The organism is Streptosporangium jomthongense (genome assembly GCF_042650425.1).
GTDB lineage: Bacteria > Actinomycetota > Actinomycetes > Streptosporangiales > Streptosporangiaceae > Streptosporangium.
Window position 1 is genome coordinate 31453 of the sequence record NZ_JBHSBC010000035.1, and the last position, 16622, is coordinate 48074.

At 71.1% G+C, this 16622-nt stretch carries 8 protein-coding genes; 2 read left to right on the plus strand and 6 right to left on the minus strand.

Annotation, left to right across the window (positions count from 1 at the left end):
* Nucleotides 1-94: 94 nt before the first annotated feature.
* Both ACFOYY_RS30520 and gntD read right to left on the minus strand, forming a co-directional pair.
* Nucleotides 95-9583: an amino acid adenylation domain-containing protein gene (locus tag ACFOYY_RS30520; RefSeq protein WP_386194386.1), complete on the minus strand. Its 9489-nt coding sequence runs from the start codon at nt 9581-9583 to the stop codon at nt 95-97.
* A 29-nt stretch (nt 9584-9612) separates the two neighbouring features.
* Nucleotides 9613-10641 (minus strand): guanitoxin biosynthesis L-enduracididine beta-hydroxylase GntD, encoded by a 1029-nt coding sequence (gntD, locus tag ACFOYY_RS30525; RefSeq protein ID WP_362783484.1) that lies wholly within the window; start codon nt 10639-10641, stop codon nt 9613-9615.
* Nucleotides 10642-10975: 334 nt separating this feature from the next.
* On the opposite strand from gntD, the gene ACFOYY_RS30530 reads away from it, so the two are divergent.
* Nucleotides 10976-11998: a hypothetical protein gene (locus ACFOYY_RS30530; RefSeq protein WP_362783486.1), complete on the plus strand. Its 1023-nt coding sequence runs from the start codon at nt 10976-10978 to the stop codon at nt 11996-11998.
* Here the strand turns inward: ACFOYY_RS30530 and ACFOYY_RS30535 are convergent.
* From ACFOYY_RS30535 to ACFOYY_RS30545, 3 genes are read right to left on the minus strand one after another with little or no spacing between them, the layout of a single operon-like run.
* On the minus strand, nt 11964-12908 hold the full coding sequence (locus tag ACFOYY_RS30535) for a TauD/TfdA family dioxygenase (RefSeq protein WP_362912097.1): 945 nt from the start codon (nt 12906-12908) through the stop codon (nt 11964-11966). The two genes, ACFOYY_RS30530 and ACFOYY_RS30535, sit on opposite strands and share 35 nt — an antisense overlap.
* Before the next feature lie 3 nt (nt 12909-12911).
* Nucleotides 12912-13136 (minus strand): MbtH family protein, encoded by a 225-nt coding sequence (locus ACFOYY_RS30540; protein ID WP_352016300.1) that lies wholly within the window; start codon nt 13134-13136, stop codon nt 12912-12914.
* Between the two features lie 22 nt (nt 13137-13158).
* A complete protein-coding gene (locus ACFOYY_RS30545) occupies nt 13159-14058 on the minus strand; it encodes an ArsR/SmtB family transcription factor (protein ID WP_352016299.1) in 900 nt (299 codons plus the stop codon).
* Nucleotides 14059-14526: 468 nt separating this feature from the next.
* Here ACFOYY_RS30545 and ACFOYY_RS30550 point away from each other — a divergent pair, with 468 nt between their 5' ends.
* Nucleotides 14527-14688: a tryptophan 7-halogenase gene (locus tag ACFOYY_RS30550; protein WP_362783492.1), complete on the plus strand. Its 162-nt coding sequence runs from the start codon at nt 14527-14529 to the stop codon at nt 14686-14688.
* Between the two features lie 288 nt (nt 14689-14976).
* Here ACFOYY_RS30550 and ACFOYY_RS30555 read toward each other — a convergent pair whose 3' ends face one another.
* A complete protein-coding gene (locus ACFOYY_RS30555; protein ID WP_386194391.1) occupies nt 14977-16473 on the minus strand; it encodes a glycosyltransferase family 39 protein in 1497 nt (498 codons plus the stop codon).
* Between the last annotated feature and the right edge of the window lie 149 nt (nt 16474-16622).

The following is a 16622-nucleotide window of genomic DNA, read 5'->3' on the forward strand; positions in this document are numbered from 1 at the left end:
ATCGTCGGGTGATCGGAGCCGCCGCGCCCCTACGACGCCAAGAGGCGCCGCGGGAACGTCCACAGGCAGGTGCGGCGGCGCGGGGGTGAGTCGTTCACGACTCGCGCGCCGCCGCTTCGAGCTGGTCCAGGATCCTGTCCTGGACCAGCTCGGACAGCTCGGCCACGGTCGGCGCCACGAACACGTCGGCCGGGGACAAACTCACCCCGAAGGCCGGGCGCATCCGCGACGTCACCCGCAGACTTGAGATGGAGTCACCGCCGAGCATGAAGAAGTCGTCGTGCGCGCCGATCTCGTCCAGGCCGAGCACCTGCTCCCAGATACGGCACAGCGCCTCCTCCGTGGGGTTGCGCGGCGCGACGTGCTCGCCCGCGCGCTCGGGCTCGCGCGGCGACTCGGGCAGCGCGCCGCGGTCGACCTTGCCGTTGCGGTTGAGCGGCAGCCGCTCCAGGAACACGAACGCCGACGGCACCATGTACGCAGGCAGCCGCGCACCCAGTTCCTTCGCCAGTACCTCACCCCGCGGCTTCTGCCCGGCCGCGGGCACCACGTACGCGACCAGCGTCTTGCGTCCGCCCGAGCCCTCCCTGGCCACGACCACGGCCTCGGCCACACCAGGACGGTCGAGCAGCGCGGACTCGATCTCGCCCGGCTCGATGCGGAACCCCCGGATCTTCACCTGGTCGTCCACCCGGCCGAGGAAGTGCAGGTCGCCGTCCGCCGTCCACCTGACCCGGTCGCCCGTGCGGTACATGCGCTCACCGGGCGGCCCGTACGGGTCGGCCACGAAGCGCTCGGCCGTCAGCCCGGCCCTGCCGAAGTACCCTCTGGCCAGGCCGCTGCCCGCGAGGTAGAGCTCGCCCGGCGCGCCGACGGGCACGGGCGACAGGTTGTGGTCGAGCACGTAGGCACGGGTGTTGTCCACCGGCCGTCCGACGGGAGCCAGCCCCGCCCGCGCCAGCTCGGGCGTCAGCTCTCCGGTGAGGGCGAACGTCGTCGTCTCCGTCGGCCCGTACCCGTTGTGCACCCGCGTGCCCGGGCAGTGGGCCGTGACCCGCGACACCGCCGAGGGCGCGACCGCGTCGCCGCCCGCCAGCACCTCACGCATCCCGGCGAAGCACTCCGGCGACTCCTCGGCGAACAGCTTGAACAGCGCGGCCGTGACGAACGTCGCCGTCACGCCGTGCTCGGCCACCAGCGACCGCAGCCCTTGCGCGTCCAGCTCGCCCGTGGCCACCACGACCTGGCCGCCGGTCAGCAGCGGCGCCCACATCTCGTACGTGGCCGCGTCGAAGGCGTGCGGAGAATGGAACAGCACACGCTCGTGCCCGGACCGCCACCGACTGTCCCAGGCCAGGCTGACGACGCCCCTGTGGGTGATCGCGACGCCCTTGGGCTCGCCGGTCGAGCCTGAGGTGTACATCACGTACGCGAGCTGGTCGGGCGGCGTGCTCGCCGGGATCGGGCCGTCGGCGGCGGGCTCGTCGCCGATCCGGACGACGGGCACGCCGAGCTCGCCCGCCCTGTCCGCCATCGCGGAATCGGTGAGCACGGCCGCCGAGCGGGTGTCGTTCAGGATCCAGCGCAGGCGGTCCGGTGGGAAGCCGGGGTGCAGCGGCACGTACGCGGCGCCCGCCTTGAGCACCGCCAGCGTCGAGACGATCGCGTCAGCCGTACGCGCCTGCAGTATCGCCACCCGCGACCCCGGCCGCACCCCCACCCCGGACAGGACACGGGCCAGCTCGTCCGATCGGCGGTCGAGCCCGGCGTAGGTGATGGGGTCGCCGTCCCCCCGCAGCGCCACCGCGTCCGGCATGGCACGCGCCCGCTCGGAGAACAGCTCGTGCACCGCGCGCTCGGGGTAGTCGCGGGCCGTGTCGTTCCACTCGGCCAGCGTCCGCCGTCGTTCGCCGGGATCGAGCGCGGTCAGCGTCCCCACATGAGCCCCCACCTGAGCCCCCACCTGAGCCCCCGCCTGGGCCGCCATCTGGGTCAGCAGGGCCTTCAGACCTTCGCCCAGCCGCCGCACGGTCGCCTCGTCGAACAGCGCCTGGTCGTAGAGCAGCACGAACTCCAGTTCGTCGCCCGGGTAGACGACGAGGCTGAGCGGGTAGCCGTTCGCCTCGGCGGCGTCCACGCCGCTCAGCCGTGCCTCCCGCGCCTCGATCGGGTAGTTCTCGAACACGATCGTGCTGTCGAACAGCGAGGTGCCCGGCGGCAGCCCGGTCCACGACCTGATCCGCGCCGGCGAGACCGCCTCGTGCCCGCGCGCCCGCGCCTGAGCCTGCTGCAACTCGCTCAGCCAGGACAGCAACGGCCGAGCACCGTCCACGAGCACGCGCACCGGCAGGGTCTGGATGAAGATGCCGATCATGGACTCGGCTCCGGCCAGCTCTTCCGGCCGGCCCGACGTCGTGGCGCCGAAGCACACCTCCCGCTCGCCGCCGTGCTGCGACAGCAGGATGGACCACGCGCCCTGCACGAGCGTGTTGAGCGTCAGCCCGCCCTCACCCGCAAACGCGGCCAGCCGCCGGGTGACCTCGGACGGCAGGCCGGTACGCAGGCGCTCGGCCGCCTTCGGCCGATACCGCGGCGCGGGGACCCTGTCGTAGGGGAGCGGCGTCGGCGCGGTGAACCCGGCCAGGGCCGCGCGCCAATGCTCCTCGTCCGCCGCCGGATCCCTGGACAGCAGCCACTCGACGTAGTCGCCGAACGGGCGTCGCGGCTCGGGCCGCCAGGTGACGCCTTCGCGCAGCGCGGTATGGGCCGACAGCACGTCGGGCAGCAGCCGGTGCACGCTCCAGCCGTCCAGCAGCACGTGGTGCAGGGTCCACACGACGTGGACGCGGGTGTCCGACACGCGGATGAGCGCCAGCCTGCACAGCGGCGGCTCGGCGAAGTCGAGCGGCTCGGCCCTGTCGGCGGCCAGCAGCGCGGCCAGCCGGGCCCGCCGCTCCTCCGCAGGCAGAGCCCGCCAGTCATGGTGCGTGACCGGCAGCCCGGCCTGGTGGCGCACGATCTGTACAGGAGTGTCGAGACCTTCCCACGCCAGGCCCGTGCGCAGGATCGGCGTGTGGTCCACCACCGCCTGCCAGGCCATGGCCAGTGCCTCGGGGTCGTCCACGTCGTCGACGTCCATCTCGAACTGCGCCAGGTAGAGGTCGTCGCCGGAGGCCAGGCAGTCGTACAGCATGCCGTTCTGGGTGGGCGTGAGCGGGTAGACGGCGGCGATGGCGCGGCCCGTACCCGCCAGCCGGTCGACGGCCGCCTGGTCCAGGCGCGCCAGCGGGTAGTCCGACGGGGTACGGCCGCCCGCGTCGGGTTCGGCGCAGTGGCGTACGAGGCGGGTGACGTTCGCGGCGAAATCGGCCGCCAGTCGCTCGACGGTGGCATCGTCGTGCAGGTTTGACGAGTACTCCCACGTCAGTTCGAGCCGTCCGTCGCGGATCGCGCCGATCACGTCGATCGCGTGTGGCCGGCTGTCGCCCGGGTCCTGGAACAGGCCGATCGGCTCGACCTCACGGTAGAGCCCGCCGCCCGTCGGCGGGTCGAAGCGGCCCAGGTAGTTGAAGCAGATCCCGGGACGGCAGTCCGGCACGGTGCCGCGCAGGTAACGCAGCACGCCGTAGCCGAGCCCGCGCTTCGGCACGGCCCGTACCTGCTCCTTCACGGACTTGATCAGCTCACTCCAGCCGGCGTCCCGGATCGTCAGCGCCAGCGGGAAGTACGTGGTGAACCAGCCGGTCGTACGCGAAAGGTCGACGTCGGGGATGATCTCCTCCCGGCCGTGGCCCTCCATGCCGAGCACGAGATCCCCGTGTCCTGTCCAGTCGGTGACCGTGCGGGCCAGCGCGGCGAGCAGCACCTCGATGATCTCCGTGTGATAGACGTCGGGGACGTCGCGCAGCAGCGCCCGGGTGACGTCCTCGTCGAGCGCGGCCGTCACCTGCCGTCCCGAGGCCACGGTGTCGGCGCCCGCACGGTCCAGGGGGATCGCCGTCGTGCGCGCGGCGACGTCCGCCCAGTGGGGCCTCTCGTCGTCGAACGCGCCGGTCTCCGCGTGGGCGGCCAGCGCCCTGCTCCACCGCGCGAACGACGTGCCGCGCGGGCCGAGATCGATCGGCTCGCCCCGGACGGCCTGGCCGTAGGCGGTGTTCAGGTCATCGAGCAGCACGCGCCAGGACACGCCGTCCACGACGAGGTGGTGCGCGCTCAACAGCAACCGGGGCCGCCCGGCCCCGGTGAACAGCACGGCCACCATCGCGGGGCCGTTCTCGACGTCGACGCTCCGGTGCGCGGCCTCGATCTCGCAGGCGAGGGCGTCGCCGCCGACCGTTACCCGCCGAAGGCGTCCGGTGTCCTCCACGGTCCGCTGCGTTCCTGCCCGAAGCCTGGTACGCAGTGCCGCGTGGTGCTCGACCAGGGCGCGCACCGCGGATTCGAGCGCGTCGGCGTCCACGTTCTCGTCCAGTTCGGCGGTCACGTACTGCTGGAACACGCCGGGCACGGTGAACCGGTCGTACAGGAAGTGCTGGATCGGGGTGAGCGGCGCGGTCACGTCGCCCGGCTCCTCCTCCACACGCTCGGCGGCCCGCTGTACGTGTGGGGCGAGCGCCTCGACCGTCTGCCACCGGAACAGGTCACGCGAGGTGAACCGCAGTCCGGCGGCGCGTGCCTTCGACACCGTCTGGATGGCGAGGATGGAGTCGCCGCCCAGCGCGAAGAACGAGTCCCGCGCGCCCACTCGCTCGACGCCCAGCACCTCGCGCCAGATCCTGGCCAGTTCCCGTTGCGCCGGGCCCTCCGGCGGCACGTACGTGCCTGCCCGCTCCGGCGCGCCGGGGTCGGGCAACGCGGCCCGGTCCACCTTGCCGCGCACGGTCAGCGGGAACGCGGGCAACACCATGATCGTGGCGGGCACCATGCTGCCGGGCAGGAGAGTGGCGGCGAAGCGCCGCAGCCCTTCCGGGTCGGGCTCGCCCCGGCCCGACGGGATGACGTAGGCCGTCAGCCGGTCGCGCCCGCGGTTCGGCAGCACGACCGCGCCGCCCACCGACGGGGACCGTTGCAGCACGGCCTCGATCTCGCCCGGCTCCATGCGGATGCCACGGATCTTCACCTGGTCGTCGGTGCGGCCCAGGTATTCGAGCTCGCCACCGGGCAGCCGCCGGACCAGGTCGCCGGTACGGTACATGCGCCCGCCCTCGGGCCCGAACGGGTCGGCCACGAACCGTTCCGCGGTCAGGTCGGCCCGGTTCAGGTACCCCCTGGCCAGGCCGGGACCGGCCACGTACAGCTCGCCCGGCACGCCTACGGGCACGGGGTTGGCGTAGGCGTCGAGCACGTACCCGGCGCTGCCCGTCACCGGCACGCCGATCGGGGGGAGCCCGTCGCCATCGGGGCCGACCTCGCCTGCCGTGGCCACCACCGTCGTCTCCGTCGGGCCGTAGTTGTTGACCAGGCGGAACGGCAGGCCGGGCCGTGGGCGGCGGCGCAGAACGTCCCCGCCGGTCAGCACCGTACGCAGGCTCGTACGCTCGATCCGCGGCACGTCGATCACCGTCTCCAGCCGAGGCGTCGGCAGGAAGCAGATCGTCGTGCCCGCGGCGGCGAACCACTCCACCAGTGCGTCGGGATCGTCGAGCGTGTCCCGGTCCGGGAAGGCCACCCGCGCGCCCGCGCACAGGTACGGCCAGACCTCCCACACCGCCGCGTCGAACCCCGGCGAGGCCACCTGTGAGGCCCGGTCCTGCGGCTCCACCCCGAAGGCCGCCACATGCCACGTGCACAGGTCCGACAGCCCTCGATGATCGATCATGACCCCCTTGGGACGTCCCGACGAGCCGGACGTGTAGATCACGTACGCCAGGTCGTCAGGTGTCACGCTCGGGATGACGCCGCCGGTGGACTCCCCGCCGTCGCCGGGGTGGACCACCCGGACGCCCGCACGGGCCACGTCGGACAGCACGAACGGCGCCCTCGTGTCGGTCATCACGTAGGCCAGCCGGTCGCGTGGCGTGCCAGGGTCGAGCGGTACGTACGCCGCTCCCGCCTTGAGCACGGCCAGCGCCGACGTCACCATCGCCGCGCCCGGTTCCATGCACACCACCACGGGCACGCCGCGTGTGACGCCCAGCGAGCCCAGGTGGCCCGCGAGCCTGCCGGCGCGCTCGTTCAGCTCGGCGTAGGTGAGCCTGCCGCCCCGCCACTCCACCGCCACCGCGTCCGGCGTGCGCCGTGCCCACTCCTCGAACCGAACGTGCACGGGACGCCGGTCGCCCGGCGCACCGGTCACCGGCCCGCCGGTCGCGCCACCGCTCAGCGGCAGACGGGTCATCGGCAGCCCGGGAGCGTCCGTCACGGACTCCAGCAGCGAGACCAGGTGCCGGGCCAGGCGCTCGGCCGTCGCGGGCTCGAACAGGTCCGTGCTGTACTCGATCATCGCGTCCAGCCCGCCGTCGCCCTCGCCCTCCCGCTCGGCGAACTCCAGCGTGAGATCGAAGATCGACGATACGTGCGGCAGCTCGTGCCGTTCGGTACGCACGCCGCCGAAGTTCGGCACCTTGGGCGGGGCGTTCTGCAGCGCCACCATCGCCTGGACCAGCGGCGTCCTGCTCGGGTCCCGGTCCTCGCCCAACTCGCTCACCAGCCGCTCGAACGGCACGTCCCGGTTGTCGAACGCGTTCAGCACGTTCTCGCGTACCTCGCCGAGCAGCGCGGCGAACGTGGCGTGCTCGTCCACGGTCGAGCGCAGCACCAGCGTGTTGATGAAGCAACCGATCAGCGGATCGAACTCGGGCAGGTCGCGGCCCGACACCGGGGTGCCGACCGCCACGTCCTTCTGCCCCGCGTAGCGGGAGAGCAGGAGCTGACAGGCCGCCACCAGCGCCATGAACAACGTCGCGTCGTTGCGTGCCGCCACCCGTTCCAGCGCGGCCACCAGCTCGGCGGGCACGGTGAAGCGGTACGCCGACCCCGCCCACGAGCGGACGGCCGGTCTGGGGCGGTCCGCCGGCAGGTCGAGCGGGGTGATCCCGTCGAGCCGTTCGCGCCAGTAGGCGAGCCGGCTCTCCAACCGCTCGTCGGTCCAGCGGTCGCGCTGCCAGGCGGCGTAGTCCGCGTACCGGATCGGCAACGGCGGCAGCTCGGCGCGCCGTCCGTGCCTGGCGGCGTCGTACAGCAGGCCGAGTTCGTCGGCCAGAATCCGCATCGACAGGGCGTCGATCACGCTGTGGTGCAGGCTCAGCATCAGCAGGTGGTCGTCGGCCGCCCTGCGCAGCAGCGTCATGCGCAGCACCGGCCCGGCGGCCAGGTCGAACGGCCGGGTCGTCTCCCGCAGGAGCAGCCGCTTGAGTTCTTCCTCCCCGAGCCCGGACACGTCGGTGACCGAGAGCGGCACCTCGACGTCGTCCGCGGGCCGTACGACCTGGGCCGGTTCGCCCCGCACGGACCGGATGACCGTGCGCAGGGGCTCGTGCCTGGCGATGAGCTCGCCCAGCGCCGTACGCAGCGCCTCGACGTCGAACGGGCCGCGCAGCCGGTAACCGAACCGGACGTTGTACTCGACGCTCTCGGGATCGTGCTCGTGGAAGAACCAGAACCGCCGCTGCGCGAAGGAGAGCGGCGCCGGGTCTCCGGACGGAAGCGGCACGATGACGTCGGACCCGCCAGGGGAGGGCCGGTTCGGGGAGGGCGCTTCGTCCGGCTTGGCCTCGTCAGGTCGCGCCGTGGGACGCTCCGTGTCCAGAGGTCCGTCTGAGCGGGACGGTTCGGTGGCGCTCGTGGAGAGGGAGGCGGCCAGGGCCTCGACGGTTCGTTTGCGGAAGACGGAGAGGGCGGGCTGGTCCGTGCCCAGCGCCTCGCGGATACGCCGGACGAGGCGGAAGGCCAGCAGCGAGTTGCCGCCGAGCGTGAAGAAGTCGTCGTTCACGCCCACCCGGTCCAGCCCCAGCATCTCGGCCCACAGCTCGGCGATCACCCGCTCCTCGTGGGTGCGCGGCGCCGTGTAGCCGGTGTCCGCGCCGTCCTCCCGGCTGGGCGCGGGCAGCGCGGCCCGGTCCACCTTGCCGCTGGCGGCCAGCGGGAGCCGCTCCAGGGAGACGAACACGGAAGGGATCATGTACTCGGGAAGCGTGCGCGCGAGGAACCCGCGCAGGTGCTCGGGCGACGGGCCCGGCTCGTGGACCGGGACCACGTACGCCAGCAGGCGCTCGTCCGCCGCCGTCACCGCGGCGGCGGCCACTCCCGGATGGCCGCACAGCGCGGCCTCGACCTCGCCCGGCTCGATCCGATGCCCGCGGATCTTGATCTGGTCGTCGGCACGGCCGAGGTATTCGAGGTCGCCGGTCGGCAGGAGGCGGGCCAGGTCGCCGGTACGGTACATGCGCTCGCCCGGCGGCCCGTAGGGGTCGGCGACGAAGCGCTCGGCCGTGGCGTCGGGGCGGCCGTGGTAGCCGCGGGCCACGCCGGAGCCGGCGACGTACAGCTCGCCCTGTTCGCCCTCGCCCACGGGGCTCAGGTCGGGGCCGAGGAGGTGGACGCGAACGCCGCGCATCGGGCGGCCGATCGGCACCGGGCCGCCGGGGGAGCGGTCGCCGGGGGCGAGGCGGAAGGCCACGCAGCCGACCGTGGTCTCCGTGGGGCCGTACTCGTTGATCACCGCTGTTGCGGGACGCGCGGCCCGCAGGCGTTCGAGTGCCTCGCCGTACAGGGCTTCACCGCCGATCACCAGGTCTTCCGTGGGCGACCGGTCGGCGGGCATCTCGTCGAGCAGGGGCAGATGGCTTGGCGTGATCTTCAGGAACGTCGGCCGGGCCGACGCGGTGTCGAGCGGGGCGACATGGACGCGTCCGCCCGCCGCGAGCGGCCCCCACAGCGTCGTCACCGACAGGTCGAACGACACCGACGAGTGCAGCGTGGCGGTTCCCGCCAGGCTCGGGTAGTCGCGCAGGCAGCAGGCCAGGTACGCCGCGAGCTGCCGCCGCTCGACCAGCACGCCCTTCGGCCGGCCGGTGGACCCGGAGGTGTAGATCGCGTACGCCAGGTTCTCCCGCCGGGCGGGCCGTACGAGCGCGCGGTGTTCGTCCGGCTCCCGCCCCGGGGCGTCGTCGGCGCACAACACCTGGGCGGCGGTGACGGGCAGCCGTTCACGCAGGTGGCGCTGGGTGACGATGACGGGGGCACCGGAGTCGCCGACGACGAGGGAGAGACGGCCTGCCGGGAGGTCAGGGTCGAGCGGCAGGTACGCGGCCCCCGCCTTCAACACCCCGAGCAGGGAGACGACGAGGTCGGGGCCGCGTTCCGCGTACACGGCGACCAGCGTGTCGGCGCCCGCGCCGAGCGCGCGCAGGCGGCGGGCGAGTCGATCGGCCAGCGCGTCGAGCTCACCGTAACTGAGTGATCCGTGGCCGGGCGGCCCGTCGCCGTCCGGTCCGCTACCGGGGGGCGGCGCGACGGATACGGCCGTCCGCCCGGGGTCGCGCCGCACCCATCCGGCGAACAGATCGAGCAGGTCGGCCGGGTTCGCCGGGTCGGGGCGGACGGCGGGGGAGTTCTCGCGGGCGGGCGCCGTCGGGTTGTCCATGTCCGGGACTCCTAGCTCGATCCGGGTGGTCAGTAGATGACGCGGGAACGCGCGTCCAGCCGGAACTCACGAGACTTACGCAGGTCCCTGGCGACGTTCAGGCGGCGCAGCCATCGGTCGGTTCCGTCGAACCTGGCGCGGAACGGCTTGCGCCCGTGCACGGCCTTGAAATTGTCGATGATGCAGATGTCGCCAGGCTGGAGAACGACTCCTGTCATGGCTGCCTCGACGGCGGAGACGAGCGCGGCGAGTGCTTTCTCATCAGCCTCGTCCTGTGTTCCTGCCATATACGAGGGATCGGCGCGAAGATAGGGGTCGTCGGGCGCGCCGAAAAGCACGGGGCCGGGCTCGGGATCGTTCAGCGCGCTCTCGACGCGTCGGTAACCGCGTTCCCGCAGGGCAGCGGTCCTGGGGTCGTCGTCGTGTGCTGTGACGCGATTGGCCGGGCGGTGCGAATCGTCGGGAAGAATGCGAAACCGAGGCTCACGGAGCAAGGTTTCCGTGGCTTCGTCGAAGCGCAGGTCACCGACGTCGGCATATGTCGTTTCCACACGATCGTGATTGCGCAGGCACATGAGCCCGAGATAGTCGGTGCGAAGTGGATGGAAAGCGTCCTCGGTGTGCCAGACGAGCGTTTCCTCGCTGCTCCACCCGATCTGCTCGTACTCGAATCCCTTGATCGGAAAAACGTCGTGCATAATGCGCCCGCCCTGTTGCGTGGCCCACGCGATCGGATCCCCGAGCAGGCTCGCCACCAGGAAGAACGCTATGTCCAGTACCAGCGTGGATGACGGTTCCGGCTGGTTGCGCCAGTCGGGTGGGGTCGGGCCGATTGCGTCGTCGTCAATGGGGAGACCGGACAGCACGAGGATTCCCGAAGGTTCGGAGAGCCGGAAATCGTACAGTGCCGCCCGCAGCCGGCGCGGTAACTCATCGACATGGGTACGGCTCACGTCCTGGAATTCCGCTGATTCCACGCTCGGGTGCCGCAGGGCCAGTTCGCTCGCCAGATCGAGGATCGCAGCCGCCTCGTCCGGGCGTAGCTCGAATGTTGACACAAGTCACTCCCTTCGCTGACAACGGTCGTGGTTGCTCAGCACATCTCGTGGTCAAGAATCAAGGATGTGGTCGCGCTGTTCAATGTGTTTGAGCCAGGGGTGAAACAGCGCAGTCACCGTGACGTGTGATAGCGTGACTCAAAGGAATTGCATGCGCGAGCTCATTGCACGAGCGCGTGCCGGTCGGCTGCGGGACCTTTGCGCGATACGGCTGATTTCCGGTCCGGCGGCTCAGGTGAAAAATTCGTCGTCGGCGCCGCCCGCGGCGTCCGCGTCATGGAAAAGGCCCAGGAAAAGGTACTGATGATCTCACCGCCATGAAGGAGGTCCATCGGTGCGCCGATCAGGATTGGCCCGTGTCACCAGTGCGGCGACCCATCTTCAGGTCTTCGCCATCGCGGGCATCAGCGCGGTGCTGCTCATCCGCACCTATCTGGCGAGCACCGGCTACCCGCGGCTCGGCGGCGGCGACCTGCACGTCGCGCACGTGCTGTGGGGCGGCCTGCTGATGGCGACCGGGCTGGTCGTCACCCTCACCTTCCTCGGCCAGGGGGCGCGCATGGGGGCGGCGCTGCTCGGCGGGGCGGGGTTCGGCACGTTCGCCGATGAGGTAGGCAAGTTCGTGACCACGAGCAACGACTACTTCTACCGGCCCGCCGCGGGGATCATCTATGTGACGTTCGCGGCGCTGGTGATGCTGGCCCAGTGGCTCAAGGCCCGCACCGCCTACACCGGCACCGAGCGCACGGCGAACGCCATGAACACCGCCCTCGCCGGCACGATCTCCGGGCTGACGGCGGAGCAGCGGCGCAACGCGATCCGCCTGGTGCAGGACTCCGGCGATCCGCTGGACGCCGCCACCGTCCGCCTGCTCGGCATGGTGCCGCCCAAGGAGGCGGTGGGCCGCGTGCGGTTGTGGGTGAGCGGCGCGGTGGCCTGGTTGGAACGGCTGATCCGCCACCCCGCGATGGTCGTGGTCGCGGTGGCCTACCTCGTCGTACGCGCACCGCTCCCACTCGTGGGCCTGGTACTGGAGAACTCCTACGACCGCCCCACCCTCATGGGCGAGCCCGAGCGGGGAGCGGTGATCGGGCTGGCCACCTCCGCCGCGGTCACAGTGGTGCTGTGCCTGGTCGGGGCCGCCATGCTGGGATTCTCGCGGCACGACCGCCTGACCGCCTTCCAGATCCTCAACCTGGCGATCCTGGCCGACATCCTGTTCGGCCAGGTGTTCGCATTCATCGTGAACCAGTTCTCCGCGGTGCCGGGCCTGCTCGCCGACCTGCTGGTCCTGCTGGTGATCTCCGCCAGGATCAGGCAGCTCAGGTACCAGGAGCCGGAGAACCGGCCAGGCTAGACGATGGCTCGGCCATGGCCACCGCGATCCTCCGCCTCCCCGCGTAGGGCTCGCGCCCGTGCGAGGTCAGCATGTTGTCGATGACCAGCAGGTCGTCCGGTTCGTAGTCGAAACGGCGGGACGCGGCCCGGTAGCACTTGCGCAGATGATCCATGATCTCGTCGGGGATGGGGCCGCCGTCACCGTAGTAGGTGTTGCTCGGCAACCTCTCCTCGCCGCACACCTCAAGCAGCCCCTCGCGTACGCTCTCCGGCAACGTCGTGACGTGGAAGAACGTCGCGTGGTTGAACCAGACGGGCTCGCCCGTCACCGGATGCCGGTGCACGGCGTCGCGTACGGCGCTGGTGCGCAACGCGCCGCCGTCGAGCCACTCCGCCCGCACACCGTTACGCCTGCAGTACGCGGTCACCTCGTCGCGGTCGCAGGTGTTGAACGCCTCCCGCCACGGCATTCCGAAGTCGTCGTCATAGTTGCGCACCACCATCCAGCCACGCCGCTCGAACTCCTCGCGCACCGAGGGGTCGAGCGATGCGTACACCTCACGGGTGGAGGCCAGCGGTGTCGCGCCCAGCGAGGCGGGTGGCTGGAGGCAGTGGAAGAACAACACCATGGGCCACACGGCCTGGTAGGAGTTCTCGTTGTGGAGGAAGATCTCCTCGTCGGGCGGATAGTCGGTCGAGGTGTAGACGTTGCCCTTGATCACGCTGCGGGGTGACGATCTCTCCGTGTAGGCCAGAGGCGTGCCCGACATCGCGCGTACGGCCTCGTCGAAGCCCTCGACGCCACCGACGTCGAACCCGCGGAACAGCAGCGCTCCGTTCACCAGCAGGTTGTCGCGGATCTCCCGCACGTTCCGCGTGATCCACGCGGAGACCGGCTCGCCCGCGCCCTGGACGATCAGCGGTAGCATGATCTATTTCTGCGCCGGGTCGTTCATCGCGGCGACGAGGCTGTTCGGCCGCATGTCGATCCAGTTGGAATTGACGTAGTCGAGCGCGCTTTGCCGGTCGGTGTCGCTCAGCACGACGTTCCAGCCGCTGGGCACGTCGGCGAAGGACGGCCAGAGCGAGTGCTGGCCCTCGTCGTTGACGAGCACGTGGTAGGTGCCGTCCGGGTTCTCGAAGGGATTGTTGCTCACTGTTCCTCCTCGCGGGGGGGTTTCAGCTGCGTTGGAAGCTCGCGGGGTTTTGCAGTTGCGCCGGGAGGCGAGGCCAGTCGCCGCGCAGTAGTGCCACACCCAGGGACGTGAGGGTGTGCAGGGCCGTGTTGCGGTTGCGCGCGGTGGTGATGAGTCCCGCCTTGCGCAGCACCGCGGCGTGTTTGCTCGCGCCGGCCAGCGAGATGCCGAGCCGTTCGGAGAGCACGCCGGTGGTGCAACTGTTGGTGAGTGCCTGCATGGCCGCCGCCCTGGTGTGCCCGACCAGCGCGCCGAGCGCTTCGTCGGCGGTCATGGGCTCGGCGACGAGTTCGGTCAGCACACCGGGAGTCCACGGGACCGACACGACCAGGGCCGGCAGGCCGGTCTCCTGTTCCCTGTCCAGGAACAGGCAGTGCTTGACCTGAAGGAAGAACGACGGGCTCAGCAGCAGGCCACGCCCGTCGAGATGCACGTCCCTGTCGGTGTCGTGCGGCACCTCCAGCACCGGGGGGTTCCACATGAGCTTGGGGTGCAGGGTGTCGAGCAGGCACTCCACACCGTTGGTGATGGTGATGCGCCCGAACGTCTCGCGTTCCAGTTCCAGGTAACCGCGTACCCGGCCCCAGTAGGGCAGGACCGCGGCCTGGCAGAACGCGAGCACCGCCGAGATCGCCTGGCTGTCGGACCGGGTGTGTGTCACCACGTCGAGTAGTTCCTCGACCGGGCGGCGTTCTCTGGCCAGCCGTTCCACGTGAGCGGCCTCGCCGTTCATGCGTTCGCGCACTCCCTTGCGCCATTCGCCGGGCACGGCACCGCCGCGCCCGAACAGGTCGAGAGCGAAGACGCTCTCGGTCACCGGGCCGAGCGTCGCCGCCATGCGCAGCCGCGCCAAGTCCTCGACCGTGAAATGAATCCGCAGCACGGCGGCTCCCATTTCTCAGCAGATTTTGGCCATGATGGTGGGGCGCTGCCGTACGCGATGCTGCAGGACGCGCGCGAGCTGCGGAAATAGCACGCACAACGACCGCGGGACGCGCGTTTGTTTGGACAGCTCCCGGCCGTTGCCGAGGTCGCCGGGTAGCGAAGCCCCCTGTCATGCCCAAGCTAACTCAGCGTCCGTTGAAGAGTCAATTGCGGTTGGGTTCAGAATCGAATCACCATCCAACTGAGCCGATACAGCCGCCATGAGCCGCGCGACATGGCCGGCGTACGGCAGCTCACCGTCCGCGCCGCAGGCGTGAAGACCCGTCTGACCGCCCTATTTAGCTACCGCGTCAATGAGCTGGAATCCCCGCGGCGCATCATGCACCCTTGAAAAGGGCGCCTCGCCAATCGCTGTTTCCTGTTTTCTCGGCGCTCACTTATCTTACGCACGGACAAGGGCAGCAGAATGGTCAGAAAAGTCGTCATCGCCGGGGGCGGCACGTCGGGCCGGATGACCGCGTCATATCTCGCGGTGGCCTCCGGCGACCGCGACGGCGTCACCCTCGTCGAAACGAGGCATGTCCCGGCCGTCGGCCACGTCGTCCACCCGCCGTCGAGTCCTTCTTGATGATCACGGCCCTGACCGGCCCGTCCTGCGCGCTCGGCCGGCGGTCCGCCGGGATATCCCGTACGAACCCGGAGCTCGTCCCGCATGACGGAGGCCCGCGATGACCGATCTCCCCTTGGCGCAAGCGTTCTCGACGGCGCCGCTCGCGGCCGGCACCCACCGGTCCCGCGCGCTGATGCCCGGCTTCCCCGGTGGCGCGGCCATCCTCGCGGCGCCGCACGGCCCGCGCGCCTGCTCGTCCCGCTCGTCCTGTTCGTCCCGGCGAAGGGCCGAGCCGTCATGACCCGGTCAGAACGTCCCCGTCCACCGCAGCCCGTCCCACATCGAGGACCACGGCCTGCGGGGCCCGACGCACACCAGCAGTTCCCTGCCCTCCTCGAAGTGCGGGACGTCGAACGTCAGCCGCCCGCGCGCCTCGCACCGCTCGAACAGCGCCGAGAACGCCGCCCGGTCCACGCCCACCGCGATGACGACGTCCTTGGCGTCCGCCGGACGGCCGAAGCCGGCGTAGGCGTTGTGGCCGCTGTAGACCGGCGGCAGCCCGTACGCCGGACCGTACCGGTCGAGCGCCCCGGCCTCGCCGTAGTTCTGCGCGTACACGACGGCACGCCGCCGCTCGGATTCGGGCAGCGCCCGGTGGACGGCGGCGACCTGCGCGGCCAGGCTCGGCCAGCCGGTCTGGCCGAACTGCTCCTCACCGAGCGCGGCGAGCACGGGGTTGGCCGCGTACGTGGAGACGGGAAGGACCGGCAGCACCATCAGCGCGGCGAGCACCCCGTTGACCACCGCGGCGACGCCCAGCCACAGGCGGCGGGCGGGCGTCGCCGCGCGCACGCACCCGGCGGTCAGCAGCACCGACAGCAGGCCCTCGGTGTAGCGGGGTTCGGCCCCGAGCAGCATCAGCACCGGCACCATGACCAGGTAGGCCACCGCGACCAGCCGGTACGACCGCCACTCCGCCCGCCGCAGCAGCGCCACCAGCCCGGCGACCCAGACCGGCGCCAGGAACGGCCCGATCATCAGCACCTGCCCCACCAGGAAGTCGACCACGCCGCTGTCGCCGGAGGTGAGCACGCCGGCCATGGTGAGCTGCGGCCAGCCGTTCACCGCCTGCCACACCAGCCCTGGAGCCCCGATGAGCAGCGCGAGCGCGGCACCGCCCGCCGCCCAGCGGCTCAGCAGGATCCGCCTCGGCCCGGCGATCAGCAGCCCGGCCGCCAGCCCGACGGCGAGCAGTACCACCAGGTACTTGGCCAGCAGCCCGACCCCGGCCACGGCACCCGCCGCGAGCCAGAGCCGCTGGTCGCCGGTACGGATGATCCTGATCACCAGCCAGCAGGCCGTGACCCACACCAGGTGGTCGACGGCGGTGGGATGCAGGACGTGCCCGGCCGCGAGTGTGGCCAGCGACGCGGCCGCCGCGCAGGCGGCCAGCACCTGTCTCCGGCGTCCCGCCCCGAGTTCCCCGGCGGTCAGCCCCGCGACGAACACCGCCACACCGCCCAGTACGGCGGGCACGACGCGGATCGCGGTCAGCGAGTCACCGAACAGCGCGATCTGCGCCCAGGAGAGCAGCGGGACGAGCAGCGGCTGGTCGGCGTAACCCCAGGCGAGATGCTCTCCCGCCACCCGGAAATAGAGTTCGTCGACGTAATAGCCGGGCCCTCCGGCGTACGCCAGCAAAAGCACGGCGACGGCGCCGGAAACGATCCCGGTCCAGACCTTCGCCGATCTCGTCGAAGCGGCCTCTTTTTTCGCCGCCACAGCGGCTGTCGCGGTGTCCATCGCCATCGTCCTTCCGTGCCGTCCGAAGGAGTATCCGCTGGCGGCAGACTCTCACCGCCCAAGAGAAACGGCAACGTAATTGACTCCTGAACGAAAAACGCAGACCGTCGGGCGCGGTATCGGAGCAAACAAAGTCGTCCGCATATTCC